24 protein-coding genes are annotated in these 26,919 nt (G+C 56.4%); 10 read left to right on the top strand and 14 right to left on the bottom strand.

The features are described from left to right. Window positions 1-48: 48 nt before the first annotated feature. The 3 genes from spoT (at window position 49) to K5E37_RS13280 (ending at window position 3,372) form a co-directional block, all read left to right on the top strand. Window positions 49-2,154 (top strand): bifunctional GTP diphosphokinase/guanosine-3',5'-bis pyrophosphate 3'-pyrophosphohydrolase, encoded by a 2,106-nt coding sequence (gene spoT / locus K5E37_RS13290; protein WP_007954439.1) that lies wholly within the window; start codon window positions 49-51, stop codon window positions 2,152-2,154. 24 nt (window positions 2,155-2,178) lie between these two features. Beyond that, window positions 2,179-2,559 carry a RidA family protein gene (locus tag K5E37_RS13285; protein ID WP_003229509.1) on the top strand — a complete coding sequence of 127 codons (381 nt, stop codon included), beginning with the start codon at window positions 2,179-2,181 and terminating at the stop codon, window positions 2,557-2,559. A gap of 72 nt (window positions 2,560-2,631) precedes the next feature. Then, window positions 2,632-3,372 carry a hypothetical protein gene (locus K5E37_RS13280; protein ID WP_085606135.1) on the top strand — a complete coding sequence of 247 codons (741 nt, stop codon included), beginning with the start codon at window positions 2,632-2,634 and terminating at the stop codon, window positions 3,370-3,372. A 63-nt stretch (window positions 3,373-3,435) separates the two neighbouring features. Here K5E37_RS13280 and K5E37_RS13275 read toward each other — a convergent pair whose 3' ends face one another. Beyond that, a complete protein-coding gene (locus K5E37_RS13275) occupies window positions 3,436-4,293 on the bottom strand; it encodes an SDR family oxidoreductase (RefSeq protein WP_221534053.1) in 858 nt (285 codons plus the stop codon). Between the two features lie 188 nt (window positions 4,294-4,481). On the opposite strand from K5E37_RS13275, the gene exbB reads away from it, so the two are divergent. From exbB to K5E37_RS13245, 6 genes are all read left to right on the top strand, one after another. Next, window positions 4,482-5,435: a tonB-system energizer ExbB gene (exbB, locus tag K5E37_RS13270; protein WP_221534052.1), complete on the top strand. Its 954-nt coding sequence runs from the start codon at window positions 4,482-4,484 to the stop codon at window positions 5,433-5,435. 6 nt (window positions 5,436-5,441) lie between these two features. After that, window positions 5,442-5,870 carry a TonB system transport protein ExbD gene (gene exbD, locus K5E37_RS13265; protein ID WP_127800643.1) on the top strand — a complete coding sequence of 143 codons (429 nt, stop codon included), beginning with the start codon at window positions 5,442-5,444 and terminating at the stop codon, window positions 5,868-5,870. Further along, the gene (locus K5E37_RS13260) at window positions 5,867-6,613 is read left to right on the top strand and encodes an energy transducer TonB (RefSeq protein ID WP_007954422.1); all 747 of its coding nucleotides are present in this window, start codon (window positions 5,867-5,869) and stop codon (window positions 6,611-6,613) included. Before exbD ends, K5E37_RS13260 begins: the two co-directional genes overlap by 4 nt. Before the next feature lie 175 nt (window positions 6,614-6,788). Beyond that, window positions 6,789-7,718 carry a hydrogen peroxide-inducible genes activator gene (locus K5E37_RS13255; protein WP_007954418.1) on the top strand — a complete coding sequence of 310 codons (930 nt, stop codon included), beginning with the start codon at window positions 6,789-6,791 and terminating at the stop codon, window positions 7,716-7,718. Between the two features lie 9 nt (window positions 7,719-7,727). Next, the gene (recG, locus tag K5E37_RS13250; protein WP_007954416.1) at window positions 7,728-9,803 is read left to right on the top strand and encodes an ATP-dependent DNA helicase RecG; all 2,076 of its coding nucleotides are present in this window, start codon (window positions 7,728-7,730) and stop codon (window positions 9,801-9,803) included. 79 nt (window positions 9,804-9,882) lie between these two features. After that, window positions 9,883-11,283, top strand: a complete 1,401-nt coding sequence (locus K5E37_RS13245; RefSeq protein WP_221534051.1) for an aminoacyl-tRNA deacylase and HDOD domain-containing protein — start codon at window positions 9,883-9,885, stop codon at window positions 11,281-11,283. Between the two features lie 67 nt (window positions 11,284-11,350). Here K5E37_RS13245 and K5E37_RS13240 read toward each other — a convergent pair whose 3' ends face one another. Next, window positions 11,351-12,730, bottom strand: a complete 1,380-nt coding sequence (locus tag K5E37_RS13240) for a hypothetical protein (RefSeq protein ID WP_221534050.1) — start codon at window positions 12,728-12,730, stop codon at window positions 11,351-11,353. Between the two features lie 146 nt (window positions 12,731-12,876). Continuing rightward, window positions 12,877-13,263 (bottom strand): SCP2 sterol-binding domain-containing protein, encoded by a 387-nt coding sequence (locus K5E37_RS13235; RefSeq protein ID WP_221534049.1) that lies wholly within the window; start codon window positions 13,261-13,263, stop codon window positions 12,877-12,879. 433 nt (window positions 13,264-13,696) lie between these two features. Between K5E37_RS13235 and K5E37_RS13230 the strand changes: the two genes are divergently transcribed. Next, on the top strand, window positions 13,697-14,056 hold the full coding sequence (locus tag K5E37_RS13230; RefSeq protein ID WP_221534048.1) for a DUF6124 family protein: 360 nt from the start codon (window positions 13,697-13,699) through the stop codon (window positions 14,054-14,056). 63 nt (window positions 14,057-14,119) lie between these two features. Here the strand turns inward: K5E37_RS13230 and K5E37_RS13225 are convergent, their stop codons facing one another. From K5E37_RS13225 to K5E37_RS13175, 11 genes are all read right to left on the bottom strand, one after another. Continuing rightward, window positions 14,120-15,163 carry a hypothetical protein gene (locus K5E37_RS13225; protein ID WP_221534047.1) on the bottom strand — a complete coding sequence of 348 codons (1,044 nt, stop codon included), beginning with the start codon at window positions 15,161-15,163 and terminating at the stop codon, window positions 14,120-14,122. Between the two features lie 73 nt (window positions 15,164-15,236). Next, on the bottom strand, window positions 15,237-16,229 hold the full coding sequence (locus K5E37_RS13220; RefSeq protein WP_258712620.1) for a hypothetical protein: 993 nt from the start codon (window positions 16,227-16,229) through the stop codon (window positions 15,237-15,239). Between the two features lie 49 nt (window positions 16,230-16,278). Continuing rightward, window positions 16,279-17,034, bottom strand: a complete 756-nt coding sequence (locus K5E37_RS13215; protein ID WP_221534046.1) for a lysozyme inhibitor LprI family protein — start codon at window positions 17,032-17,034, stop codon at window positions 16,279-16,281. A gap of 2 nt (window positions 17,035-17,036) precedes the next feature. Beyond that, window positions 17,037-17,885, bottom strand: a complete 849-nt coding sequence (locus K5E37_RS13210; protein ID WP_221534044.1) for a type IV pilus biogenesis/stability protein PilW — start codon at window positions 17,883-17,885, stop codon at window positions 17,037-17,039. Beyond that, window positions 17,872-18,417, bottom strand: coding sequence for a hypothetical protein (locus K5E37_RS13205; protein WP_221534042.1), 546 nt, complete (start codon window positions 18,415-18,417; stop codon window positions 17,872-17,874). Before K5E37_RS13205 ends, K5E37_RS13210 begins: the two co-directional genes overlap by 14 nt. Before the next feature lie 28 nt (window positions 18,418-18,445). Next, complete coding sequence (locus K5E37_RS13200; RefSeq protein WP_258712621.1) at window positions 18,446-18,895, bottom strand: hypothetical protein; 450 nt, start codon at window positions 18,893-18,895, stop codon at window positions 18,446-18,448. Window positions 18,896-19,027: 132 nt separating this feature from the next. Next, on the bottom strand, window positions 19,028-19,459 hold the full coding sequence (locus K5E37_RS13195) for a hypothetical protein (RefSeq protein ID WP_258712622.1): 432 nt from the start codon (window positions 19,457-19,459) through the stop codon (window positions 19,028-19,030). Between the two features lie 103 nt (window positions 19,460-19,562). Then, entirely contained in the window at window positions 19,563-20,669 is a 1,107-nt protein-coding gene (locus tag K5E37_RS29585; protein ID WP_221534038.1) for a M48 family metallopeptidase, read from the bottom strand. Further along, window positions 20,666-23,830 (bottom strand): hypothetical protein, encoded by a 3,165-nt coding sequence (locus tag K5E37_RS29415; RefSeq protein ID WP_260404180.1) that lies wholly within the window; start codon window positions 23,828-23,830, stop codon window positions 20,666-20,668. The genes K5E37_RS29585 and K5E37_RS29415 overlap by 4 nt, the downstream gene beginning before the upstream one ends. Before the next feature lie 18 nt (window positions 23,831-23,848). Further along, on the bottom strand, window positions 23,849-24,868 hold the full coding sequence (locus K5E37_RS13180) for a tetratricopeptide repeat protein (RefSeq protein ID WP_221534036.1): 1,020 nt from the start codon (window positions 24,866-24,868) through the stop codon (window positions 23,849-23,851). 5 nt (window positions 24,869-24,873) lie between these two features. After that, a complete protein-coding gene (locus K5E37_RS13175) occupies window positions 24,874-26,910 on the bottom strand; it encodes a type VI secretion system tip protein VgrG (protein ID WP_221534034.1) in 2,037 nt (678 codons plus the stop codon). Window positions 26,911-26,919: the final 9 nt, after the last annotated feature.

The raw sequence follows: 26,919 nt of genomic DNA, 5'->3' as shown, positions 1-26,919 counted from the left end.
TGGTCGACGTAGCACGGCGCGGGATCACAGCCTACGGCAGGAGACATCATGCCGAGCATAGACGCCCTCGCCGATCGCTTATCGACCTACCTCGGCAATGACCAGGTCAACCTGGTCCGCCGAGCGTATTTCTACGCCGAACAAGCCCACGACGGCCAACGCCGCCGCAGCGGCGAGGCGTACGTCACGCATCCTCTTGCGGTGGCGAATATTCTTGCCGACATGCACATGGACCATCAGAGCCTGATGGCTGCGATGCTGCATGACGTAATCGAAGACACCGGTATCGCCAAGGAAGCGCTGCAAGCGCAGTTCGGTGAAACCGTGGCCGAACTGGTCGACGGGGTCAGCAAACTGACCCAGATGAACTTCGAGACCAAGGCCGAAGCCCAGGCTGAAAACTTCCAGAAGATGGCCATGGCCATGGCGCGTGACATTCGCGTAATACTGGTCAAGCTCGCCGACCGCCTGCACAACATGCGCACGCTGGAAGTGCTGTCCGGCGAGAAACGCCGGCGCATCGCCAAGGAAACCCTCGAGATCTACGCCCCCATCGCCAACCGCCTGGGCATGCACGCGATCCGCATCGAGTTCGAAGACCTCGGCTTCAAGGCGATGCACCCGATGCGTTCCGCGCGGATCTACCAGGCCGTCAAACGCGCCCGGGGCAACCGCAAGGAAATCGTCAACAAGATCGAAGAGTCCCTTGGTCACTGCCTCGCCATCGACGGCATCCAGGGAGAAGTCAGCGGTCGCCAGAAACACCTCTACGGCATCTACAAGAAAATGCGCGGCAAGCGTCGGGCCTTCAACGAGATCATGGACGTCTACGCGTTCCGGATCATCGTCGACAAGGTCGATACCTGCTACCGCGTGCTGGGTGCTGTACATAATTTGTACAAACCGTTGCCGGGGCGCTTCAAGGATTACATCGCGATCCCCAAGGCCAACGGCTATCAGTCGCTGCACACCACGCTGTTCGGCATGCACGGTGTACCGATCGAGATCCAGATCCGCACCCGTGAAATGGAAGAGATGGCCAACAACGGCATCGCCGCCCATTGGCTGTACAAATCCAGCGGTGACGAGCAGCCGAAAGGCACTCACGCCCGCGCCCGTCAGTGGGTCAAGGGCGTGCTGGAAATGCAGCAACGTGCCGGCAACTCGCTGGAATTCATCGAGAGCGTGAAGATCGACCTGTTCCCGGACGAGGTCTACGTGTTCACGCCCAAAGGCCGGATCATGGAGCTGCCCAAAGGCTCCACGGCTGTCGACTTTGCCTACGCGGTGCACACCGACGTCGGCAACAGCTGCATCGCCTGCCGGATCAACCGTCGTCTCGCACCGCTGTCCGAACCGCTGCAAAGCGGCTCCACGGTCGAGATCGTCAGCGCTCCCGGCGCACGGCCGAACCCGGCGTGGCTCAACTTCGTGGTCACCGGCAAGGCGCGCACGCACATCCGTCATGCGCTGAAACTGCAACGCCGCTCCGAATCCATCAGCCTCGGCGAACGCCTGCTGAACAAGGTGCTCAACGGCTTCGACAGTGCGCTGGAACAGATCCCGGCCGAACGCGTGAAGGCGATGCTCACCGAGTACCGCCTCGAACTGATCGAAGACTTGCTGGAAGACATCGGCCTGGGCAACCGCATGGCCTACGTCGTGGCGCGCCGCCTGCTCGGCGAAGGCGAACAACTGCCGAGCCCGGAAGGCCCGCTGGCGATTCGCGGCACCGAAGGCCTGGTCCTCAGCTACGCCAAATGCTGTACGCCGATTCCGGGCGACCCGATTGTCGGTCACCTGTCGGCGGGCAAAGGCATGGTCGTGCACCTGGACAACTGCCGCAACATCAGCGAAATCCGTCATAACCCGGAAAAATGCATCCAGCTCTCGTGGGCCAAGGATGTCACCGGCGAATTCAACGTCGAACTGCGCGTCGAGCTGGAACACCAGCGCGGCCTGATCGCCCTGCTGGCCAGCAGCGTCAACGCAGCCGACGGCAATATCGAGAAAATCAGCATGGACGAACGCGATGGCCGCATCAGCGTTGTCCAGTTGGTGGTCAGCGTCCACGACCGTGTGCACCTGGCCCGCGTGATCAAGAAACTGCGCGCCCTGACCGGGGTGATCCGCATCACCCGCATGCGTGCATAACCACCCCATTACAAGGAGTCATTCATGACCAAAACCGTTATCACCAGCGACAAGGCCCCGGCCGCCATCGGTACTTACTCTCAGGCGATCAAGGCCGGTAACACCGTTTACATGTCGGGTCAGATTCCCCTCGATCCAAAAACCATGGAACTGGTCGAAGGCTTCGAAGCCCAGACCGTCCAGGTGTTCGAGAACCTGAAAGCCGTGGCCGAAGCCGCCGGCGGTTCGTTCAAGGACATCGTCAAGCTGAACATCTTCCTGACCGACCTAAGCCACTTCGCCAAGGTCAACGAGATCATGGGCAAGTACTTCGACCAGCCGTACCCGGCGCGCGCCGCCATCGGCGTGGCAGCCCTGCCAAAGGGTTCGCAGGTTGAAATGGATGCCATTCTGGTCATCGAGTAATGCGTACGGCGCGGCCTCAGACGCCGCGCCGACTGCTCTGCGGTAAAGAAAAGGTTTTGAAAGGATTCCACCATGCGCAAAGCGCTTGCTCTCTCGCTGCTCGCCATTTTCCTCGGCGGTTGCGCCAGCAACCCTGCCGACCGTGACATCAGCGGCACCTGGATCAATCAGGTCGCCATCGATGCCGCTGCCAAGGGCGGTCCCCTGCGCGAAGCGCTTCAGGCTTATGGCCCGAACCTGGAGTGGGACGTCAACACCAAGGCCGGTCAGGCCCGCTACACCAACGGTTTCGAAAACGTCGAAGGTCGCTTGCTCGGCGAACAGTCCGGTGCTTGGAAAGTCGACTTCTATGGCAGCTCCGCCAGCGAGCTGAAACGTGACGGCGGCCAACTGCAACAAGCCGCCAACGAAAACGAACCGGAACAGGTCTTTGACCGCGCGCAGATCCCGGTGCCGGAAGGCGCACCGATCGGCGCCAGCTTCGAACGCGCGCTGTATTCCGCTTATCTGGGCGGCAACTGGACGATCACCAGCGGCCAGGGCGAAGGCGCCACCGTGCAATTCCAGGCGGACGGTCAAGTCTCCGGCCTGCCGGGTGCCGACCGCTATGCGCTGTGCCTCGCAGGCGATTGCGCATCGATGAGCAACGGCAACGACAGCATGTGGCTGCAGCAGAACGGTCAGGGCAACAACTGGATCTTTGTGCGCAAGGGCAAAGAGCTGGAAATCCTGCAGGCCGTGAACACCGCGCTGGCGGACGAACAACCGCAGTTCACCCCGGGTGAACGCAAGTGGTTGCTCGAGAAGCAATGATCGGCGCTTGAGACAAAAAAAGCGGGAGCAAACATTTGCTCCCGCCTTTTTTACGACCGAAGATCAGCAGCGCCCCTCAAGAATCGCGCCATACCCCTCGCGATAACTCGGATACTTCGGCACCCAACCCAGCGCCTTCGCCCGGGCATTGCTGCAACGCTTGCTGCCGGTGCGACGCACGCTCTCGTCTTCCGACCATTCGGTGACACCCAGATACTCACGTAGCCACGCCACCACCTCGGCCAGCGGCGCCGGCGCATCGTCCACGCCGATATAGATGTCATCCAGCGCCACGCCCTTGCGATCCGTTTCCAGCAGAAACGCCATCAACCCCGCCGCGTCGTCGGCATGGATGCGATTGCCATACAGCGGCGGATCGACCGCCACCCGATAACCCCGACGCACCTGGGTCAGCAGCCATTCACGACCGGGGCCATAAATACCCGTCAGGCGCACGATACTCGCCGGAATGCCGCTGTTGAGCGCAACCTGCTCGGCCTCCAGCATCACCCGACCGGAATAACCCGCAGCGACGGTTTCGGACTTTTCATCGACCCATTCGCCGTTCTGCTGGCCATAAACGCTGCTGCTGGAAACGAACAGCAGTCGCTCCGGCTCCTGACCGTAATCGTTCAGCCAACCCAGCACATGCTGCAAACCCTGCACATACGCCGCGCGATAACCGGCCTCATCGTGATCGGTGGCCGCCGCGCTATACACCAGGTAATCGATAGCGCCCACCGGCCAGGTCTCGGGGCAATCCTCATTGAACAAGTCACCGGCCACGCCGATAACGCCGTCCGGCAAACGCGAAATATCACGGCGCAGGCCATAGACCTGGAAGCCGGCAGCCAGCAATTGCGTGGCCAGACGGCTGCCGACATCACCGCAACCGGCGATCAAAACAGAAGGCGCGGACATCAAAAATCTCCCATCGGAAAGCGACAGACTAGCCTCGGCAAGGGACGAGCGGCTAGCAATGAAGGAAAAAAAGCAACTCTATTACTTCTGTTAACAAGAATTACTTGCAATAATGCACGCCACTTTTGTTCTCGGCCTCACGAGGCCTGGAAGAGCATTACCGTTTTTCTATCTCAGGTCCGGCCAGCATGACACGCATTCAAAACTCCGCTTCGCCAACCAACCGACCTCGCGCCTGGAGCGCCGTGGCTGCCCTGCTGCTCAGCCTGATGCTGGCGCCAGTTGCCGCATTCGCTGACGCACAGGCCCCGGCCGCACCAGCCGCCACCGAGCAAAGCGCTCCGGCCGCCGCACCTGCCGCGACCGACCCGGTGCAGGCCGTAGAGGCCAGCGCCGCCGATGCGCCGGAAGTCCTCGAAGCCGACAACACCCTGGGCATGGCACACGACCTGTCGCCATGGGGCATGTACCAGAACGCCGACGTGATCGTTAAAGCCGTGATGATCGGCCTGGCCATCGCCTCGATCATCACCTGGACCATCTGGATCGCCAAGGGCTTCGAGCTGATGGGCGCCAAACGCCGTCTGCGTGGCGAGATCGCCGCCCTGAAAAAAGCCGCCACGCTTAAAGAAGCCAGCGCCACCGCCGCGAAGGAAGGCACCCTAGCCAACCTGCTGGTTCACGACGCGCTGGAAGAAATGCGCCTGTCGGCCAACGCCCGCGAGAAAGAAGGCATCAAGGAACGCGTCAGCTTCCGCCTCGAGCGCCTGGTTGCCGCCTGTGGCCGCAACATGAGCAGCGGCACCGGCGTTCTCGCCACCATCGGTTCCACCGCACCGTTCGTCGGTCTGTTCGGTACCGTGTGGGGCATCATGAACAGCTTCATCGGCATCGCCAAAACCCAGACCACCAACCTTGCCGTCGTAGCACCGGGTATCGCTGAAGCGCTGCTGGCTACCGCACTGGGTCTGGTTGCCGCGATTCCTGCCGTGGTCATCTACAACGTCTTCGCCCGCTCCATCGCCGGTTACAAGGCTCAGGTGTCCGATGCGTCGGCTCAGGTGCTGCTGCTGGTCAGCCGCGACCTCGACCACCAGCCTGAGCGCAACAGCTCGCAACCGCACATGGTGAAAGTGGGGTAATCGGCCATGGGCCTGCATTTGAAAGAAGGCGCAGACGACGATCTGGCCGAGAACCACGAAATCAACGTCACGCCGTTCATCGACGTGATGCTGGTGCTGTTGATCATCTTCATGGTGGCCGCTCCGCTGGCTACCGTGGACATCAAGGTTGACCTGCCTGCCTCGACCGCCAAACCGGCGCCGCGGCCGGAAAAACCGGTGTTCCTCAGCGTGAAGGCTGACCAGCGCCTGTACATTGGCGAAGACGAAGTGAAAGCCGAAACCCTCGGCGCCGCACTCGACGCCAAGACCCAGGGCAAGAAAGACACGACGATCTTCTTCCAGGCCGACAAAGGCGTGGATTACGGCGACCTGATGAGCGTGATGGATAATCTGCGCGCCGCCGGTTACCTGAAGGTCGGTCTGGTCGGACTCGAGAGCGCGGTCAAGAAATGATCACGACGCGCCATAAGCTGACGCGTTACAGCGGTAGCCTGGCCGTGGTGCTGGGTGTTCACGCGCTGGCCATCGCGCTGGCGCTGAACTGGACCGCCCGCCCGCCCATCGAATTGCCGCCGCAGGCAATGATGGTCGAGCTGGCACCGGTTCCGGCCCCGCCACCGCCCGCACCGCCGAAAGTCGTCACGCCACCGCAGCCACCGGCTCCGGTTGAAGAACTGCCGATCCCGAAACTGGCCGAAGCGCCAAAAGCCGAGATCGCGGTGCAGAAACCGAAACCCAAGCCGAAACCAAAACCGCCGAAGCCGATCGAGAAGAAACTGCCCGATCCGCCGAAGGAGAAACCGTCCGAAGAAAAACCGGCCGATACCCAGCCGACTCAGGCCCCGACGGAGAAATCCGCCCAGCCTGCACCGGGCCCGTCGCCTGCACAAATGGCCGCCAAGGCCAGCTGGCAAGGCACCCTGCTCGCGCATCTGGCCAAGTACAAGAAGTACCCGGCCAGCGCTCAGGCGCGGGGCAAGGAAGGCTTGAACCGGTTGCGTTTCGTGGTCGATGGCGAAGGCAACGTGCTGTCGTTCGAACTGGTGGGCCGCTCCGGCAACGCCGATCTGGACCGGGCCACCCTGGAAATGATCCGCCGCGCCCAACCGCTGCCCAAGCCACCGGCCGACATGCTGACCAATGGCGCGATCGAAATCGTTGCGCCGTTTGTGTACTCGCTGGAACGCCGCCGCTGATCCGCACTCGCGGAGCCCGGCCTGATCCAGCCAAAAAGGCACCGAAAGGTGCCTTTTGCTTATCCATCCACGGCAAACCGGCATTGCCCGGTGTCGCATTCATCACTCAGTCTGATAACGTGCGTCTATCGATTGCAGCCGGTATGCTTGGCCCGCATCTTCATGGACGCTTGCTATGACCCTCACAGAATTACGCTACATCGTTACCCTCGCCCAAGAGCAGCATTTCGGCCACGCGGCCGAGCGTTGCCACGTCAGCCAGCCGACCCTGTCGGTGGGCGTGAAAAAGCTTGAAGACGAACTCGGTGTGCTGATTTTCGAGCGCAGCAAAAGCGCCGTGCGCCTGACTCCGGTCGGCGAAGGCATCGTCGCCCAGGCGCAGAAAGTGCTGGAGCAGGCCCAGGGCATCCGCGAACTGGCCCAGGCCGGCAAGAACCAGCTGACCGCCCCGCTGAAAGTCGGCGCGATCTACACCGTCGGCCCGTACCTGTTCCCGCACCTGATTCCGCAACTGCACCGGGTCGCCCCGCAGATGCCTTTGTACATCGAAGAAAACTTCACCCACGTGCTGCGCGACAAACTGCGCAACGGCGAGCTGGACGCGATCATCATCGCCCTGCCGTTCAACGAAGCCGACGTGCTGACCCTGCAACTCTACGACGAGCCGTTCTACGTCCTGATGCCGGCCCAGCACCCGTGGACCCAGAAAGAATCCATCGACGCCGCGCTGCTCAACGACAAGAGCCTGCTGCTGCTCGGCGAAGGCCACTGCTTCCGCGATCAGGTGCTGGAAGCCTGCCCGACCCTGACCAAAGGCAACGACGGCGCCAAGCACACCACGGTCGAATCCAGCTCGCTGGAAACCATTCGCCACATGGTCGCGTCCGGCCTGGGCATCTCGATCCTGCCGCTGTCGGCGGTGGACAGCCATCACTACGCCCCGGGCGTGATCGAGGTTCGTCCGCTGTCGGCACCGGTGCCGTTCCGTACCGTGGCCATCGCCTGGCGCGCCAGTTTCCCGCGGCCGAAAGCCATCGAGATCCTCGCCGACTCCATCCGCCTGTGCTCGGTCGCCAAACCTGCCGCGCCGGTTACGGCCGGTTAAGCCAGCGTCATGACTGAGCTGTCGCAGGTGTCGGTCACCGCACTCAAGGGTGTCGGTGAAGCCATGGCCGAGAAACTGGCCAAGGTCGGCCTGGAAAATCTCCAGGACGTGCTGTTTCACCTGCCGCTGCGTTATCAGGATCGCACCCGCGTGGTGCCGATCGGCGCGTTGCGTCCGGGACAGGACGCCGTGGTCGAAGGCACCGTCAGCGGCGCCGACGTGGTCATGGGCCGGCGTCGCAGCCTCGTCGTGCGCTTGCAGGACGGCACCGGCGGCTTGAGCCTGCGCTTCTATCACTTCAGTAATGCGCAGAAAGAAGGTCTCAAGCGCGGCACGCGGATTCGCTGCTACGGCGAAGCCCGGCCCGGCGCCTCGGGGCTGGAGATCTACCATCCGGAATACCGCGCCATCAACGGCGACGAGCCGCCGCCGGTGGACGAAACCCTGACCCCGGTCTACCCGCTGACCGAAGGCCTGACCCAGGCCCGCCTGCGCCAGTTGTGCATGCAGACCCTGACCCTGCTCAAACCGGCCACCCTGCCCGACTGGCTGCCGACCGAACTGGCCCGCGACTACCAACTGGCGCCGCTGGCCGATGCGATCCGCTACCTGCACAACCCGCCCGCCGATGCCGACGTCGACGAACTCGCCCTCGGTCATCACTGGGCCCAGCATCGCCTGGCTTTCGAAGAACTGCTGACTCACCAGCTGTCGCAACAACGCCTGCGCGAAAGCATGCGTTCCCTGCGTGCGCCGGCGATGCCGAAAGCCACGAAGCTGCCGGCGAAATACCTGGCCAACCTCGGCTTCAACCCGACCGGTGCCCAGCAACGAGTCGGCAACGAAATCGCCTACGACCTCAGTCAGCACGAACCGATGCTGCGACTGATTCAGGGCGACGTCGGCGCGGGCAAAACCGTGGTCGCCGCCCTCGCCGCTCTGCAAGCGCTGGAGGCTGGCTACCAGGTCGCACTGATGGCGCCGACCGAAATCCTCGCCGAACAGCACTTCATCACCTTCAAGCGCTGGCTCGAACCGCTGGGCATTGAAGTGGCGTGGCTGGCCGGCAAGCTCAAGGGCAAGAACCGCGTCGCCGCGCTGGAACAGATCGCCAGCGGCACGCCGATGGTGGTCGGCACCCACGCGCTGTTCCAGGACGAAGTGCAGTTCAAGAACCTCGCGCTGGTGATCATTGACGAACAACACCGCTTCGGCGTGCAGCAACGTCTGGCGCTGCGGCAGAAAGGCGTTGGCGGGCGCATGTGTCCGCATCAATTGATCATGACCGCCACACCGATTCCGCGGACGCTGGCGATGAGCGCCTACGCTGACCTCGACACCTCAATCCTCGACGAACTGCCGCCCGGTCGAACCCCGGTCAACACCGTCCTGGTCACCGACACCCGCCGCGTCGAAGTCATCGAGCGGGTGCGCAGCGCCTGCGCCGAGGGCCGTCAGGCCTATTGGGTGTGCACGCTGATTGAAGAGTCCGAAGAGCTGACCTGTCAGGCCGCCGAAACCACGTTCGAAGACCTGACCGCCGCCCTCGGCGAGTTGAAGGTCGGGCTGATCCACGGCCGCATGAAACCGGCCGAGAAAGCCGCCGTCATGGCCGAATTCAAGGCCGGCAACCTGCAACTGCTGGTCGCCACCACCGTGATCGAAGTCGGCGTCGACGTGCCCAACGCCAGCCTGATGATCATCGAAAACCCCGAGCGCCTCGGCCTCGCGCAACTGCACCAGTTGCGCGGTCGAGTCGGCCGGGGCAGCGCGGTCAGCCATTGCGTGCTGCTCTACCATCCGCCGCTGTCGCAGATCGGCCGCCAGCGCCTGGGTATCATGCGCGAGACCAACGACGGTTTCGTCATCGCCGAAAAAGACCTCGAACTGCGCGGCCCCGGCGAAATGCTCGGCACCCGCCAGACCGGTCTGCTGCAATTCAAGGTCGCTGACCTGATGCGCGACGCCGATCTGCTGCCCGCCGTGCGCGATGCCGCCCAGGCCTTGCTCGAACGCTGGCCCACCCATGTCAGCCCGCTGCTCGACCGATGGCTGCGACACGGGCAGCAATACGGCCAAGTGTGAGCACCGTCGCAGTTTCTCAAAGCTCGTTCCAACCAAGCTGGTTATACTCCAGCAATTGTTTCAAAAACGGATACAGACCATGACCGAAGCTGCTCTCGCCCCCGAACTCCCGCACGCTCCGTCTGTTATTCGGCTGCTGCTCAACAAGCTGGGCATCGCCTACGAAGAAGTGCTCGACCACCACGGCCTCAACGCCTCGCGCAAAGTGCAGGCCGTGTTGCTGGACGACGCGGTCGGCGCGCTGATGGTGCTGTTTCCACAGAGCCAGTTGCTGGATCTCAACCGCCTCGCCGAGCTGACGGGCCGTCGCCTGACCGCCGTGTCCACCGAGCGCCTGGAAAAGATGCTCGGCAAACACAGCCTGAGCCTGCTGCCGGGCCTGCCGGCGCTGACCAGCTCGCCGTGCCTCTACGAAGAAAGCCTGCTGCGCGAGCCGAAGTTGCTGATCAACTCCGGCGAGCCGGGCCTGCTGCTGGAAATCGCCAGCGAAGACTTCAAGACCATGCTGACCAAGGCCAGCGCCGCCAACTTCGGCGAAGCCCTGAGCAGCATCCGCCCGAACCTCGACCGCCCGGACGATGACCGCGAGGAAATCACCCAGGCCGTGCAGGCGTTCACCGCGCGGCGCATCCAGCAACGTCTGGAAGCGACCATCGAGATTCCGCCGCTGGCCGAAACAGCACAAAAAATCATCAAGCTGCGCGTAGACCCGAACGCCACCATCGACGACATCACCGGCGTGGTCGAAACCGACCCTGCGCTGGCCGCGCAAGTGGTGAGCTGGGCGGCGTCGCCGTACTACGCTTCGCCGGGCAAGATCCGATCGGTGGAAGACGCGATCGTCCGCGTGCTGGGTTTCGACCTGGTGATCAACCTGGCGCTGGGCCTGGCCCTCGGCAAGACCCTTAGCCTGCCGAAAGATCACCCGCAACACACCACGCCGTACTGGCAACAGTCGATCTACACCGCCGCCGTCATCGAAGGCCTGACCCGCGCCATGCCGCGCGCCCAGCGCCCGGAAGCCGGCCTGACCTACCTCGCCGGCCTGCTGCACAACTTCGGCTACCTGCTGCTGGCCCACGTGTTCCCGCCGCACTTCTCGCTGATCTGCCGTCACCTGGAGGTCAACCCGCACCTGTGCCACAGCTATGTCGAGCAGCACCTGCTGGGCATCAGCCGCGAACAGATCGGCTCCTGGCTGATGCGCTACTGGGACATGCCGGACGAACTGGCCACCGCTCTGCGCTTCCAGCACGACCCGAACTACGACGGCGCCTACGCCGAATACCCGAACCTCGTCTGCCTGGCCGTGCGCCTGCTGCGCAGTCGCGGCATCGGCTCCGGGCCGGATGAAGACATTCCGGATGCTTTGTTGGAGCGTGTTGGTTTGACGCGCGACAAGGCCAATGATGTGGTCAGCAAAGTGCTTGAGGCAGAAGTGTTGCTGCGTGAACTGGCTTCGCAGTTCAGCCAGGCTTAAAGAACCCGCTCGGACATTCGATCAAATGTTCGAGCGGGCACTTGCTGAAAAAGTCGATGAGCCTCCTTCAGCCCAAATAACGCACTACATAACCTGAGATTGGCTCGGAAAAATCGATAAGTGCGTATCCACTCATGACGACCTTGTTGTCGATCGTGACGGCGCCATCCTGGAAGATCACAAACGCCTTGCTGTCGTTGAACCGAACAAAACCGTCAATACCAAACGACATGTCCTGAGAGCCATCCATCAGATAGCGTGCTGCAACCAGCCAGAGAGCCTCATCTGCGGAGTCACTAAAACCTTGCCCGCTGACAATGATAGCGACCGCCTGACCTGCAAGATTTTGTTGTAACCCAACACCAAGCCATAACTCACCCTTCGGCATGAGCTGGGTGAAAAGCGGCTGGCCGTTGTTAAATACACAGTTGAAACTGCCATCATGATTAATCAGTGTGATCAGCCCTTTATCTGCACTTGATTCAAAAGGTTGATACCAGCCCGAAGCGAGGATTCCTTCAACGCCATTAATACCTGGCGTCAGCGTAAGCGCTCCAAAGGAAAACCCTCGCGCCTGCTGTTGAGTAATTGAGAAAAGCCCATTTTTGTTGCCACCAAACTGGAGATCAAACTGGCCTTGAGTGTCGTAGCGAATGACATAAGCGCTAAGCTTTCCATCTTCAGCGTGTGAATAACTGCCAACAATCAGCACTTTCCCGTCCGCCTGAACAGCGACACCACCAACGGAATTCCAGCGACGCTCAACCTCCGGAATTTCAACCAACACAAACCCGGTGCTGTTGAAAGACAGATCCAGCAAACCTTTCTCAGTGAGTCGAATGACAATACCTTGAAAGTCGTCCTCCCCATAAAACAAGTCGCCAAGCAGGACAACCGAGCCATTCGACTGGACGGTAGTGCAAGGGCCACGGCCAACACCTGTTTCTACAGCGGGCCTCTGGTCTCCGACCAAATATTGGGAAGGAGTCACGAATTTCACATTCGTGTGGATGCCAAGGAGATCGTAGACATTGATGATCGCTATGCCCTTATCGCCAAAATCGGGATCCGGTTGACCATCCGGACCAAATCTCACCGCAGCGACCTCGGATACGCGGTCAATATCTGCAATATGTCCCGCGACTACCCATCCGCCCTTCGTCGTGGGAAGTAACTGCGTCGGGGCGAACTGTTTGTTCTGAGGGAAGATGATTTCGGCGACGCCACCCACACCAAACGAAACATCCCGCGATCCATCCTCATTCAGACGAACCACATTGGCGGGCGATCCAGCCACTGTACCCAATGCTATGAGCAGTCGATTTTCTAGAAGTGGCAGCACAACACGAGCCGTACCACCAACATCCTGAAAGGGCAAAGGCACGACACCTTCGCTGCCGAATTGCGGATCCAGCGTACCGGCGGTCAACGGCTTAATCAGGCTCATAACGTATGCTCCCTATGACTGAATGAGTTCCAAAAGAGGAATCATCGAAATAGGAACACCGCGCTACCCACCCGTCACCTGTCAGATCTGACAGTGCCGTCGTTCTCCGTGATTCGCTGACCAGATTTGAGGCCTATTGCCTCAGCTCATCGAGCAGCAGATGTCTTTTTTCTCGGCTTCAAATACTTCATCAACCCCTGAAACCACATCACCAGCGCCGGATTGCCCTTGAGCTGGATCGACTTGTCCTGAATCCCCTGCATGAACGCCAACTGCTTGTTCTTCGCCTGCATCGTGGCAAACCCGAACGCCGCATCCTTGAACGCAATCGCAAACGCCGGTTCCGCCACCACCCCGGACTTGCTGGTAATGCGCTGGTCCTTCACCACGAAATGCCGCGCCACTTTCCCGTCCAGAGTCTGCAGCTGAAACACCAGATCCTTGTCACCCAACTGCTGCTGGAACGCAGGATTTGTCCGACTGGCCTTACCCATCAACAGACCCAGCATCCACAGAAGAAAACGAAATTTCATGCGCACAGCCTCAAAAGGAAAATGAACGGCCGGGGGAGTGTAAGGGATTCGGGCGGATTCGCCACTATCCAAGACTGATAGAAGACGATGTAGGTCTTTTCTCGCATGATGACTGCCAAGTCACGCTCCCCAATTCTTGAACCTGATCGCTCCCACGCTCCGCGTGGGAATGCATCCCGTGACGCTCCGCGTCACACCACCCCCGTCCTACACCTGAAGAAACACATTCCTGTAGGAGCTGCCGATAGCAGTGGTTTCTTGTTCCTCTACCCCGCAAATCCTTGGGAAATGTCCTTCAAACTGCGGTGCTGTCCATGAACTAGGCAGGCTGGGCCATCGTCGATAGCCTCCGTGTGTCGCCGCAAAATCGGTGACCGGATGTGCAAGTCCGAAAACCGGGGCAAATCTTTCCAACTCCAAAGGATTTACACCGATGATCGATCCAACCCTCACTGACGAAGAAGTTTCCCCCTACGAATTCCCAGACTCGAAGAAACTCCATGAAGCCGCCGAACGCGCCCTCGACCACCACTTCAAACCCAGAGCCCCACGCCCCAAACGCCTGGGCGGCCTGTTCGCCCTCTGCCCCAACGCCGACGCCGAAGCCCTCATGGCCAACGCCTCCGAAGACCTCCTGTCCATCAGCGCCATCGCCGCCAACCTGGCCGACGACCTCGACGGCCCCCGCCGCTCGATGGCACTGGGCCTGAGCAGAATGGCCGACGGCGTTCGATTGATGGTGGAAGGCACGCTCGATCACATTGAGTTTCGGGAGTATCAAGCCAAGCCGTAGCTGAATCGCGGGCGGAAAAAAAGGGGACGTTGAGTCCCCTTTCCTGATCTTCGGCAGCAGAGATTAGCGAAAGTCCTCTGCGCTTTTTGGTCGTGTCTCTAACCCGAAATCCGCCAACCGGTGTACGTAAGCATGACCACCGGCATTACAAGACTGTCGGAATACAACTTTGTCCCCCTTGAGCACCTTCAGATAACTCAAGAAGGCCTGGTTAACGAGGTAGGTATACGCACCGCTTTTGAACTTGATGATGTTCAGGTTCACGCTGCCTTCCGACGCATCTACAACAAAGAACTTTCCCTTGGGTGGCATAGCGTTCTTTGGATAAACCATCTCGATGTTCCCCGGCACACCATAGCGATACTGAACAGAACCGGCCGTGGGCTTGCTGTTTCCCCGCGCACAAACAGAAACCGTCTTGCCGCCCTCCAGCGGGCAGCTGAAGTAAATGTCTTCGTCATCCGAGCACAACGTTCCATCCTGCCCGCCCTTCAATGGCGCCGTCTCCTGCGAAACGCGCTCCGGCGTTTGAGCGATATCAGCACAGTTGGACAGGCAAACCAGTTTCGAAAGATCCGGATCATCGCTTTCAGTGAACACGTACGTCGCTGAACCATCACGGTTGCGGCCGTGATAAACGGGAACACTGACGGCCAGCCCTTTGGCCGACACCGGCACCTTGGTATCCCCGCCCGAGACGACCCAGCCTTCGGCCTCCCCGCATAACGCCTCCAAAGCGACCTCACTGAACGAATCTTTCGTTGGCACGGCGAACGGCTTGGCGTCACCTCGGCAGTCATAGCCATGCCAGTAGGGTCCGGTGTTCATATCAATATCGATCGAGAAAACATAAGCGCCGTCGAGCACCACCTTGCCGCTGTCGTAGGTGAAAACCAGCCAACGACGCGACTTCGCCTGGGAGTAGTTTTCTTCCTGAAGGATGTAGCGCTCACCATCTCGGTACAGCCAAAAGCCACTCATCGCTCCAGCCGGTTCCTCCATCTCGGATAGACGCTGCCCGGAGTGTGCGTCCACCAGAAAGTTGTCCTTCAGCGCCAGCGCGCAGTCGCTGCCAACGTCCCTGCACGACGTGAGAGACGGGAACATCGGTCCCGCCACCGCAGAGAAAGAACATAGCAATAACGCGATCAAACCTAGTCTTTTCAACGTGCCACCTGCTTCAAAGCGAGTAATCCATCACTTCTTCCAGCCGCCAGCATTGCCCACGGACAAACCGATACTCGAAGACATAATCGGTATCCGGTTTCTGCAGGATGGCGACGGCGTGATCACCCTGCTCTTCCTTGACGGTCAACGTCAGGCCCTGGACCTCTCGCTTCGCTACATCCGGGATGATCGGGAACTTGAGCTGATCGCCGCTGAGGCTGCTTTTCTGCATCTCAGGCTCGGGATCACCGGCTACGGTCGTGACCATTTTCAGCGGCTGTTGGACGAAGGCTTTCTGCACGTCTGCGCGTTCAGAGAAGTCTGAGAGGAACGTTGAAAAGTTGGGTGAGGGGCAAGCAGCACTGGCCTTGTCACCATCAGTTTTGAGCGGCTTCTGACGGTTGCCCTTTTCCAGTTTCGAATCCGAAATCATCCTTCCATCCAGATCCGCCAAGTACTTCTTGATGCTCGCCGCATCCTTGTAAGCACACTCGACTTCTACGCCCTCTTCCTGATCTATACCGTCACGGCAGTTCTGCAACTCGGGGTCTGGCGGGTCACCACGAAAGAACTGCAAAGCCAAGTGGTCGCCGTCCTTGAAGAGCGGCAATTCCAGCACCGAATAGGAATCTCCTTCGAAATGCTCGTGCAGAACTTTGTGTTTTGTCAGAACAAACATGGTTTTCCCCGCTCGCTCAGGGAATTTGCGCTCGAAGAAGAACACCGAGGCGATCTTCTCGCCTTCAATCTTCCACACATAATTCAGCGAAGGTTTCACCGCATTCATGGGCGCGTAGAAAATCTCGGCATCAGGCACATGCACGTCCCTGACATGATCCTTGAGGTTGTTCTTCAAAAAGAACACCATGATCTTTTGATCACCCAACGAAGCAACCACCGGGGGATGCAGTTCTCCGATGGTTTGTGGGTCGCTTGCCGATGCCGGCTGAGTCGACAAGCCGGCGATGATCCCGAGCACACCAAAACAACTTGAAAGCTTGTTCAATTCCGATCACTTCCCTGCTGATCAATCTTCTAAATTTACGCTGATGGTTTCACGATGACTCAGGTGCGCCGCACTTCAGCTCTTTGATTTGCTCGTTCTGAATTGGAATTACACAGGTGAGGCGCTTCTCTGCCTCTTCACGAAGCTCGAACAAGCTGAGCGTCAGGTGTAAACCATCCGCAGTGAATGCATGATCCTCAAACAATGCGCTGGCGTAACCATCCCAAAACGATTTGCCGTTAAAACTGCAAAACCGTTTTGAGGAGAGCACCCGCCAATTGCCCTTGGGCGCGAGGATCTGAACATTGAGGCAGGGGCTACCAAACGTAGTGACATAACGAGCCACCACATCGCCGTATCGTTGCGAAGCAGAGCTGGAAACCTTGGCGACATCAAACACTTCACTCGGACCATCCGGGACGACCGCATCCAGGTAGGCTGCACGCTCTAGACTCATTCTGGCGATGCACTTATTGAGCACCAAGGTATATGCCTGCGATCCGGGTTCGACATCCGTGGCATCAAGGGGGCAAGTGGTATCGCGCAACTTGATCCAGGCGCGTTGCGATTCTTTGGCCATGGCCATGTAAGCCTTTCCTTGCTCAGGCTCAGACTTCCATTGAGATTCGAATCGCGCCATCAGCTTTTTGTAGCTGGCGTTGAGTTTTGCATCGGCACTCTTGCGGTCGGCTTCCACACATTCGTCGTATTGCCAGCTCACAGTGATGACTTTGCAAGTGTCCTCAGCGAACGCGGCTGAAGCGGACAGCAGTCCTAAGGACAACGCGATAAAACGCACAAACATGTTCAATTCTTCATTCCCTGAATGACGGAGCGCTCAACTGCACGTTGAGGTATTTTCTGCGCCTTGCCGTCAGCGCTCATCGCGTCGCGGTACTGGCTGTAATAGCGCTGCGCTTCGTCTTTGCGATCAAGGCGCCAGAGTGAATCGGCGATGTTCAACATCAGCACTGTGCGCTTACCGACGGCCTCAACGCCGCGATAGAACTTCAGCGCCAGCTCATCTTTGCCGCCCTCGGCCAAATAAAAGCCCAGGTCGTTATAGGCCTGAACATTTTGCGCCGGGGGATTACACGCCATGTAGGACTCTGGACTTAAAAAGACCAGACCCCATTCGATGGACTCTGCTCGGGACTGCGCCAGTTCGTTACTTGTGACATGTTTCAGCAAGTCCTTTGGAGACCTCGTCTCCAGGGCGGGAGTGAGCACATCGCCGTCGCCGGTTACCCATTGATTGCCCTTCCACTGACCGACACAAAAAGTGGCCGAACGATCAGCCAGCACACAACCGGTCTCCATGGAGATCACCGTGCAATGCTGTTGCGACACTAGCTTCTCTTCACCGTTTTCGTCCGACAACATGCCGAAGATCACCGGGTCGAGCAGCAAGGTTTTCTTGTCAGGACTGAGCATATTGGAGTGCCCATCGGCGCCAATGTCGACGCCGAAGAGCGGGAAGATTTTCCCATTGGCGGCGAACCACGCAGTCGCCGAATCCACACCGGGCATCGTCCATTCTGTAGCCCGAAACGACACTGTGTTCCCGTCGACGCCTATTATCCGCGGGTCCTCGGCAAAGGCGCTCATAGCTCCGAACAGACAGCCGATCATCGATACCCACTTAAGGCTGCCCATAGTCGATCCTTTTAACCGAGGGACTTTCCGACTGCAGCTGCCTCTTGGTCACGCCATAAGCCTTGATCAGTTCTTCCCAAGAACCCTTCGAACGAAATGAGCGCTGAGTATTATCGAAGCTGTATTGCTCCAATCGCCACGCTGTCGAGTAATACCCGCGCCATTCAGGACAGGCACCGCAACCGCCGTAGCCACCTATCGAAACGAGGCTGCCCTTGGTGCCTTTCACACAATCCATCGCCACGACAACGTTACTCAGCATCTTCGCTTTCTTACCGTCAGACGTGAGCTGTGAAACCTTGTCGATGTTGCGGCGCAGCACTTTGCCGCCAATGTTGATTGTCTGATCGGTGCAGACCGGGATGAGGTGGGTTTCTGCGTCATCCACCGTCACGGATCGGCAGGACGACACCATCACCACTTCAACACCGCCACATTGCATGACATCGCGTTGCGTGTAGGCGTCCTTGGGAGCGGCGAAAGTTGGAAGCGAGAGCAGCAGCGAAAGGCTGCCCGCGAGAAAATGGTTCATCCAATCATCCTTAATTAAACAGCGGCGATCACAAATCCTTGAACGTCAGCAGCCGGAACTCGTTGTTCACAAACTCGAAGTAGCGGGTTCTGTAGCGGCTTTCCAGCTCATTACCCTTCGCATCCTCTTCGGTATCGGCCGCAATGCCGGAAACAATGAGCAAACGACTATCGGGTTTGTTCGACAGGCTGAAGGTATTGCCGTCGTATGCATTCGGCAGTCCGCCGACAACCTCCCCCGTGCGCGCATCCAGCACTTCGCCGCAAATGACACTGCCGCCACAACCGACTCGATACAGAATGTAGTGGCCGGCAAAGTTGACCTTGCCTTTGAGTGCCTGTGCACGATCCATATCCATCATCGGGTTGCTGTGTTCTTGCGGCACCGGTTCGTGATTGATGCCGGTGAACACTGGGGTGACGGTGTAATCCTTGAAGTCCGGGTCAGCGGCGAAAGCCACGGATGTGGTAATGGCCAAGAGGCCGCCGAGTAGAACTGAACATCCTTTCACGCTGAAACTCCGTTTTTCGTCGGACTAAAGGTTGTCACCTCGCCATCGCGAACGTTGAGTCCAAGAATCCACAGAGAGCTAAACCCAAACTCATCCCGCTCATTGTTCGCCCTGCTCCCAGTTGCAGCCACTTGCCAGAGAAGCGTCGATATTCGGGTTAAGAAGGAAGCTATATTTTCTGCCGTTGGACTTCTTGGTGTAAACCATCGAAACGCTCATCGCTGCTTGGGTGACCCACTCATAGGTTCCCGTGACCTTGCCGTCGATAATCTCGGACCACGTACGGGTGTTTTGTGTGGGTGCGTCCGGGGCAAGTATTTCTTTCTGATGATCCGTCAGTACGATAGAAATCGGCGCTTTCGACTTGGCGTATTTAACGAAACCACCCGACCAATTGCTGTCGTGATCGTAGAAGGTTCTGAGTTCGAACTTGATCGAGTGGGTGTCATCGAAGCAGTAGTTTTCGGACATGACCTCGCAGTGGGAGGTAAGGGGAAAAAACGCCATGAATAGAGGGAATAGCTTTTTCATCAAAAAATGCCCAATGGAACAGATCTACCTAGATCCCATGCAGACCAATGTCATCGGGCAGCAATTAATTTTTTTGATCTTATTAAGCGACTGCACCAGATAGTCAAGAGCCAGATCGTTCCACAACTCTCTTTGGAATTTTCGCAACCTTACCTGACTGCTGCATCATAGAACTATATTTCTTGTAGCTCTCCGCCGCTAATTCCTTTCGACTTAGAGCCCAGTAAGCATCCGCTATATTTAAGTAGGCGACCGTTCTTTCTGGATTTTCAGAAATGACTTTTTTTAGCAGCTCAACAGATTCCGCATAGTACCCAGCCTCAGCAAACAAAAAACCAAGATCGTTAGACCAACTAACTTTATCAGGGTAGTAGTAAGCCTCAGCTATATAACTCTCAGGCGCGCACGATTCGCTATCGCCCCCATCGGCCACAAGACTCCCCATAGATTTGATTAGTTTGTTTTTGTCATTCCCTTTAAATGCCGCTAGTGCTTGATCAGCTGTCGACACTACAAATGACGACATGAGCTTCTGCCGCTTAATTCGACCTTCTTGAATTTCAAAATTTAACTTCTGAAGATACTCAAATGCACCAGCCCCATCAAAACTCTCGAGAGATTTAGAAATCAAGTCATTTACAGGTAAAACATAGGCACTCTTAAGAGACCGATCACAAGAGTCATTATTAACTGTATACACAAGCTGACTAACCGCAACGATTTTACGAGCGGCATCATATTGAAACTGAACGTTAAAATTATGTATGACCTCATCTTCTTTTTTGGTAATCAAGCTCACAACATCTCCTACAACGTGTGAGTCTGAATTAAACGTATAAGTTTCCGCCTGAGAGTCCACAACACTTATAGTTTTATCAACACCTTGAAGAACCGACACTTCAAAGCCATCAAAACTATTAGGTGAATAAGCATTGTTAATTTTAGCCAATGCGGAGCTTGCGCTAAAGATAACTTTTCTTCCCCCCGACACATCAGCAAGCAAAACTAATCTATCGGGAAGTGATGCATTATCATTCCTTTCAACTATAAGCTTTTGAGCCCCCATTCCGGGAATCAAATTTATAGCAAGCTCTTTTTTTACTCTTTCTGGAGAAGGAATAACTTCGCTCGGATCTGCCCACGAGAACTGACTAGCAAAAGTTGCAAACAAAAAAATCTGTAGCCCAAAAACCTTTTTTGAACTAATCACTTATTAAGCTCCTGATAGATAGCGGTAAAATTAGTTCTGCGCTCCCCATAGCTGTCAGTATGCTTGTTAACAACTTCCGTAATTTTATTAGTGGAATCCGTGTCCGGTGCGACTAGATTATTTATATTATTCACATCCCAAAATCCCATAGCCGATAAGAGCCCTATTTTCGTATCCAGCAATTGATCTGGATTAGAAACCATTTCAATGGTTTCTTCAGGAATTTTTTGTTTTAAGCGGTCTTCTACCGCCTGATAGTTCGACTTCCATGTTAGCTGTATAAATCCTTTACCTTTATATTTTTTACCTTCTTCGCAGCCACCCGCAGTCAACACAAATGCACCTTGAGCCGAGTTGCAGCAATAGATACGCTTTGCTATCTCATCTTCATTGGGAAACTGAGAATAAGCCTTATTCTTTCGAATCGTATAGGCACTTTTCGCCGCGGGACTTAACGCATTATACTGCGCCATCGTAATACGTTTATACCCATACAATTCTGCTTCGGCAGGATAGGTATTAAAATATCTTCCAAACTTAGATCTGAGAGCTTCAGCGGAATACCAAAGATCTTCCACTTTTCCTACCAACGCACTACCAACCTCAGTTTTAACTTGGGCAAAAAATTGTGCCATTTTCGGTGCAGTGTTGATTTCAAAACGATCAGCATACTTATTAAATAACCCCCTAACCTCTTCACGCTTTTCCTCAGAAGAGTCCGGAAACATTTTCTTCATTTGATCGAAAGAAATTAGCTCCGAAACAGAGGAGGTAAACCCTGAGACAAACTCTATAGGATGAAAATGCCAAACCAGACTGGTTTCAGGTGAAGCCTTTCCAGATAGCTCCTCCCAGAAGATAAAGTTATCGATCCTCTCTTTCTCATGGGCTTTTAGTTTTGGCGAATGAGCCAAAATGTCATCCAGCCGACTCCATTTTGGTTGATTAGCCTTATCTTTCCACTCAGTTGGGTGCCTGGCGACAAGCTTTGACCATTGGGAGCGCGTATCAGTATCCTTCAACGCATCAGCCAACTCTGAAGCATCTATTTCTTTATTATTGTCCTTATCGATCTTATCAAACAATTTCTTGAAGAAAATGGGCATATCGTTCGGATCGAGAAAACCATCAGCAGTGGCGTTCGACTCTTCAACTACTTGAAAACCGAGCTTCTCCCAATCATGCTGCGAGATTAACGGCGCGCCGGCTTTTTTTATCAATCCAGCCACGCTTTGACCTTCGTCTTTGACATTAACCTCGTACCACTCTTGCGAGTCCTTATAAATTGCTATCTTGCTTAAATCGATAGCGTGCGACTCCTTGAGAATCACGTCTCCCGCCGCTGGTGGTTTTAGCCTAAGGGAGGTACCTTTTACCACGGACAAATACTTCTTCCCAGTTTTCAAACCAGCAGTATTTTTTAAAAAATCTTCAACACTTGCATCAGCAGTAAAAACCTCTACATGAACCTGAAATTTCTCGCTGACATCTCCTGCCTCAGTAATATTTTCTATTTGGCCTAGATACCCTACCGGATCTCCTGCCTTAATTCCGACACCAACATTTAAAACAGAATCAACAGCCGCCGGCTCAGTTACATTCCACTTCAACACATTGTTTTCCGGCGTATTTTCGACACACGCCCAAAATTTAGGCGGTATATTTCCAGCAGCAACCAGATCGCCACTTATCAAAGTACATTCAGCCATTCGCTTCACTGACGTGCCTAGTACTAAATTAAGTACCTTCTGACTGTCGAATTCCACGACACTATTCATAATCAACTGCATAGTGCCGTGCGGAGCGCCTGCCGGTTTTCCATTGCTTGCATCTAGGGGGGCCTCATAAAGAGGAAGTTTATTAACAACTGTCCCCTTCACTTTCCCCTGCCAATAATTAGGGCGCTCCCGTTCCGGCACCTTATCAGCAGTCCAAATTCTATCGCCAGCGTTATTTTTATAAGGCTCACCGCCCTTCAAATAAGCAAACCAAACCTCACCGCCTACCTCTTTTGTTTTCTGAGAACCTAGTTTCACATCACCAGAAATGATCTTGCCTTTAGCATATATACGATCGGTATCAGCAATAGGCTTTTGATCTAAAATTTCCAGCTTGGAACCTTTAGCCAACTTACCTAAAGAAACTATACTGCTGGATACAGGAAGCTCCTCGTATGCATTAAAATCACCAACCATCATCGTTACTTTGGGCTTGGGTACATCCGCAGACGGCAAAGGATAACGATCGAAAGGCAAAAGATGCATATACAGACTAAAAAATACTAGCTTGTTTTGCTTATTCTTATTTGCACCTTCCTCTGGATTAGGTGCGGACTTATATTCGTGCCGAACCAAACAAAATGAGTTTGAATATTTTAGTTTTTTGTTATCACCGCCGGCGTCAAATATTGACTCCAGATAGTCTTTATTAAGCCGATAAGCAACCACCTCACCATCTGCAATGCAGCGTATTGGCTCATCTAATACGCATTGCGGAGCACTTGCACTGCTGATATGAATTCCGCCATGCCAGAATTTATTACTGCCAAGCAAGAAGTGACCAGAAGTTTCGTTTACAAGGGCTTTGTATACTTCATCTGCTCCAGTGAACTGCTTACCATCTGGTTTTCTGAATGGATATTGAAAACTCATCAATGGTGCTGCAGCTGCGGGTGCGGGAGCTGGAGCTGGAGCTCCCCCCCCCGTCCGAGTCGACTCTTTAACCCTTAAGAATTTTGTAGGGACTGGCCAATACCAAGCCTTCCCAAGGGCACCGAATTTGGCAGTGGCTGGCCCAGAACTTTGTGCTCCGAAGAATTCTCCAAACTCAGAATCCAGCGTACTGTCATAACTTTCTACAATACCTGTATGATTCAACGTCTTATTTTGATGATTTGACGTGGCATTAATCCAGAGTACGATATCTCCCCGCTTCACATTAGCCGGGCTTATTACATCGTAATATTTGAGCGCTTCCTGGCTATTAAGCCCAGCGGTATTCTGGTAAGGAACTTCGTAGCCCGCCCCCGTCAGCAACAAGTTAACCATATGAGAACAGTCGACAACTTTTTTACCATTCTCTACGGCGTAACCATCCCCGCCCTCCTTATAGCTATAATTCGCGCTGGTGTAATTTCCAGATAAATCCAGTGGTTCTGTCATTTCTGCTTCCTGCAATAATCAATAGCAATAGCTGGCTTTAGCAATTCCAGCAGGCTGCTTACTCAGACGTTCCAAATGTGCGATAGACCCTTTGCTGCCTTTTTGAGCAGCGAGTTGGTAGCAGGCAATCGCCCTGGACATGTCCTTAGTAACCAATTCTCCAGTTTCAAAGGCTCGACCGAGTGCATTTGTTGCAAAGGCGTCTCCCATACGGGCCGCCTGCGTCAACGCTTCTTCAGCCTCTGCTGGATGCTGGCATGGAGCATCAGAGGAAACATTGTTTCCATCGCAGTAAAACAACGAAAGGCTCATCGCACCCTCAGGCAAAGTGGTCGCTGCTGCCTTGAATAGCTGTTCAACTTTATTAGTTTCTAGCTGCGGGGCCATGCCAGAAAGGCTCAAACTTGCAGCATTCAAACTAGCCTGAGGGTCACCGGAAGCTGCTGCGCATAGGTAGTTTTCCAAAGAAGCTTCAAATAACTCACCTGTGAGTCGGTACTGCTCTAGCCCCCCCAGGCCTCTGAAGGCTTCTGCACGCTGGAAGCAAAAGTTCTCTGCCTCGCTCATGTGGGCATTGCTCGCCTCTACGAGATCTTTCTCTCTGATCGACCAATCTTCAACACCCTCAAGCACCCAACACGCTTGGCGAGAAAAGTTGAAGATCTTGATGTGGCTGTTACCTGCTCGCTTGTCCACAACGTTGAAATGACTTTCGTCAATCGCTTCGACCTCTACGCCGTCAGTCTTATCTGTGCCGACAGGCGCCAATAGCGGAAACAGCAAATTGGAGCTCTTGACTCCCGTCGTTTGCGGCTCAAAAACACCATGTTCTCCCACCGGTTTCAAAACCAGTGATTTCACCGTCATCGCAGTCAACCGCTGCTGAGTTTCAGCATTCGCAGAGAACGCCGGCAGGAACTGGGAAAAGTCCTCAGACGGACACTCATCCGCATAAGCGCTGCCATGAAACAGGCTCAGCAGCGAGGCGGTGAAAGCCGCTACCGCGAAGCCGTGCCTTTTCTTCAAAAAACCATTCATGTCGATCACTCAGAAAACACAAAAAAAGCCTTCGGTTTAACCTTCTCAGGCGGCGCATTCAACAACGCCTGATCCATCAAACTCCCCGCCTTATCCTTATCCGCCGCCCCCGGCAGCACCGGCGGTTTGATCCCGATCCCGGTCCCCGACCCAGCCAAACCGCCAGCATTAATCTTCACCACCGGCCCAACCACCGTCACACCACCGCCATCGAGCTTGATGAAACTGCCGCCGCCGAGAATCGTCAGCTCAGTCCCCGCCTCAATGACAATCTTGTCCCCAGCCTTGATATGAATCTCTTTCCCGGCACTGGTCAGTTGCGCAGTCCCGAGCTTCACATGCTGGTTCTCACCAATGGTCAGGTGGTCGTCCATCCGTGCTTCGATCTTGCGGTCGCTGATGGTGGTGCGGTGTTCTTCGGCCTTCAGCTCGGTGTAGGTGTTCTTCACCACGGTGTCATGGCGTTCATTGCCGACGCGGATTTTCTGGTCGTGCTCAACGTTTTCATCCCAGTCGCGCTGGGCGTGGATGAAGATTTGTTCGGCGCCTTTTTTGTCTTCGATGCGCAGTTCGTTGTAGCCACCGCCGCCCGGGGAACTGAGGGTTTTGAAGACGCTGCGGGTTTTGTTCGCCGGCAGGGCGTACGGCACCGGATTTTCCTTGTGGTACAGGCAGCCGGTGACCAGTGGCTGGTCGGGGTCGCCTTCGAGGAAGGTGACAAGGACTTCCATGCCGATGCGCGGGATGGAGATAGCGCCGTAGCGGTCGCCGGCCCAGGAGCTGGAGACGCGCAGCCAGCAGCTGGTTTTGTCGTCGGCCAGGCCTTCGCGGTCCCAGTGGAATTGCACTTTGATGCGGCCGTATTGGTCGCAGTGGATTTCTTCGCCTTTGGGGCCGGTGACCATGGCGGTCTGGCTGCCGAGCACGCGGGGTTTCGGGTGTTCGAGGGCCGGGCGGTAGAACACGTCCCACGGGGTGGCGAGGAAGGTGTTGCGGTAGCCCTGGTGGAAGTCGTCCTTGTTGTCGGTGGTGTCGCTGGTCACCGATTCTTCGAGGACTTGCGGCTGTTTGCCTTCGTGGAAGATTTCGGTGAGCAGCCACAGGTCGTTCCACTCGCTGCGCGGGTGGTCGGACATTTCCATGAAGTGGCCGCTGACCAGTCGGGTCTGGTCGCCGCGACCTTCGGCCTGACGGTAGTCGGCACGGTGACGTTCGAGGGCGCGCTGGCTGAGGAACTTGCCGCGCGCGCGGTCGATGAAGCGGCCGGGATAGTCGTAGTCTTCGAGATCCGGTTCAGTGCTCTCGCCATCGGGTTTGTACGCTGCTTCCATTTGCAGGCGCGGTTTTTCGAAGTCGTAATCACGGCGGGTGGTGCGGCTGGTGCGGGTTTCCAGACGCAGCCTGAAGCCTTTGATCACCGGCTCTTCGGCGACCATGCCGCTGCCCTGCACGTACGCGGTCGGCTGGCCGAGGTTCGGGAACACGGTCTGGTCATCGCCGAACACCAGCAGGTGGCCCTTCTTGCTGTGCTGGAAGTGGTAGTGAATGCCTTCCTCTTCGCACAGACGCTGGACGAAGTGCAGATCGGTTTCGTCGTACTGCACGCAGTAGTCGCGATCCGGGCACGGCTGGCTGAGCTGAAAGCTGTAGGCGTTGCCCTTGATGCCGTGCTCGTCGAGGATCAGCGCGATGATTTTCGGCGCCGACATCTGCTGGTAGATGCGCTGGTTGGTGCGGTGATGCAGGTATTGCAGTTGCGGCACCAACGAGACTTTGTAGCGGGTCAGGCGCTTGCCGGCATCGCCCTGGGCGACGCGGTAGATCTGGCCGTGGATGCCCGAGCCCTGCGGATCGAGGGCGAGGAATGCCTGTTTGTGCAGGAGTTTTTCCAGGTCCAGATCCGGGTTTTCGCTGACCAGTTCCAGGTCGAAACGGAACGGCTGGCTGATGCCTTCGGTGCCGGTGAACGACAGCACTTGCAGGTCGCCCACGTAGTCTTCAACGGTCAGGCTGAAGTGCGTTTCGTTAGCTGGGTTGAACATAAAGTGCTC

It is taken from the genome of Pseudomonas sp. RIT778 (assembly GCF_019718735.1).
Classification (GTDB): domain Bacteria; phylum Pseudomonadota; class Gammaproteobacteria; order Pseudomonadales; family Pseudomonadaceae; genus Aquipseudomonas; species Aquipseudomonas aphyarum.
The sequence above is the reverse complement of the archived record's forward strand: the minus strand, read 5'-3'. Positions and strand labels throughout refer to the sequence as shown.

Excerpts from the sequence above, each read along its gene's own strand:
- K5E37_RS13280 (WP_085606135.1), top strand. The coding sequence starts at position 2,632 with ATGCGCAAAGCGCTTGCTCTCTCGCTGCTCGCCATTTTCCTCGGCGGT.
- K5E37_RS13255 (WP_007954418.1), top strand. The coding sequence starts at position 6,789 with ATGACCCTCACAGAATTACGCTACATCGTTACCCTCGCCCAAGAGCAG.
- K5E37_RS13235 (WP_221534049.1), bottom strand. The coding sequence starts at position 13,263 with ATGAAATTTCGTTTTCTTCTGTGGATGCTGGGTCTGTTGATGGGTAAG.
- K5E37_RS13230 (WP_221534048.1), top strand. The coding sequence starts at position 13,697 with ATGATCGATCCAACCCTCACTGACGAAGAAGTTTCCCCCTACGAATTC.
- K5E37_RS13175 (WP_221534034.1), bottom strand. The coding sequence starts at position 26,910 with ATGTTCAACCCAGCTAACGAAACGCACTTCAGCCTGACCGTTGAAGAC.
- exbD (WP_127800643.1), top strand. The coding sequence starts at position 5,442 with ATGGGCCTGCATTTGAAAGAAGGCGCAGACGACGATCTGGCCGAGAAC.
- K5E37_RS13285 (WP_003229509.1), top strand. The coding sequence starts at position 2,179 with ATGACCAAAACCGTTATCACCAGCGACAAGGCCCCGGCCGCCATCGGT.
- recG (WP_007954416.1), top strand. The coding sequence starts at position 7,728 with ATGACTGAGCTGTCGCAGGTGTCGGTCACCGCACTCAAGGGTGTCGGT.
- K5E37_RS13260 (WP_007954422.1), top strand. The coding sequence starts at position 5,867 with ATGATCACGACGCGCCATAAGCTGACGCGTTACAGCGGTAGCCTGGCC.
- K5E37_RS29415 (WP_260404180.1), bottom strand. The coding sequence starts at position 23,830 with ATGACAGAACCACTGGATTTATCTGGAAATTACACCAGCGCGAATTAT.
- exbB (WP_221534052.1), top strand. The coding sequence starts at position 4,482 with ATGACACGCATTCAAAACTCCGCTTCGCCAACCAACCGACCTCGCGCC.
- K5E37_RS13195 (WP_258712622.1), bottom strand. The coding sequence starts at position 19,459 with ATGAAAAAGCTATTCCCTCTATTCATGGCGTTTTTTCCCCTTACCTCC.
- K5E37_RS13225 (WP_221534047.1), bottom strand. The coding sequence starts at position 15,163 with ATGTTCCCGTCTCTCACGTCGTGCAGGGACGTTGGCAGCGACTGCGCG.
- K5E37_RS13245 (WP_221534051.1), top strand. The coding sequence starts at position 9,883 with ATGACCGAAGCTGCTCTCGCCCCCGAACTCCCGCACGCTCCGTCTGTT.
- K5E37_RS13275 (WP_221534053.1), bottom strand. The coding sequence starts at position 4,293 with ATGTCCGCGCCTTCTGTTTTGATCGCCGGTTGCGGTGATGTCGGCAGC.
- K5E37_RS13240 (WP_221534050.1), bottom strand. The coding sequence starts at position 12,730 with ATGAGCCTGATTAAGCCGTTGACCGCCGGTACGCTGGATCCGCAATTC.
- spoT (WP_007954439.1), top strand. The coding sequence starts at position 49 with ATGCCGAGCATAGACGCCCTCGCCGATCGCTTATCGACCTACCTCGGC.
- K5E37_RS13180 (WP_221534036.1), bottom strand. The coding sequence starts at position 24,868 with ATGAATGGTTTTTTGAAGAAAAGGCACGGCTTCGCGGTAGCGGCTTTC.
- K5E37_RS13205 (WP_221534042.1), bottom strand. The coding sequence starts at position 18,417 with ATGAACCATTTTCTCGCGGGCAGCCTTTCGCTGCTGCTCTCGCTTCCA.
- K5E37_RS13210 (WP_221534044.1), bottom strand. The coding sequence starts at position 17,885 with ATGGGCAGCCTTAAGTGGGTATCGATGATCGGCTGTCTGTTCGGAGCT.
- K5E37_RS13215 (WP_221534046.1), bottom strand. The coding sequence starts at position 17,034 with ATGTTTGTGCGTTTTATCGCGTTGTCCTTAGGACTGCTGTCCGCTTCA.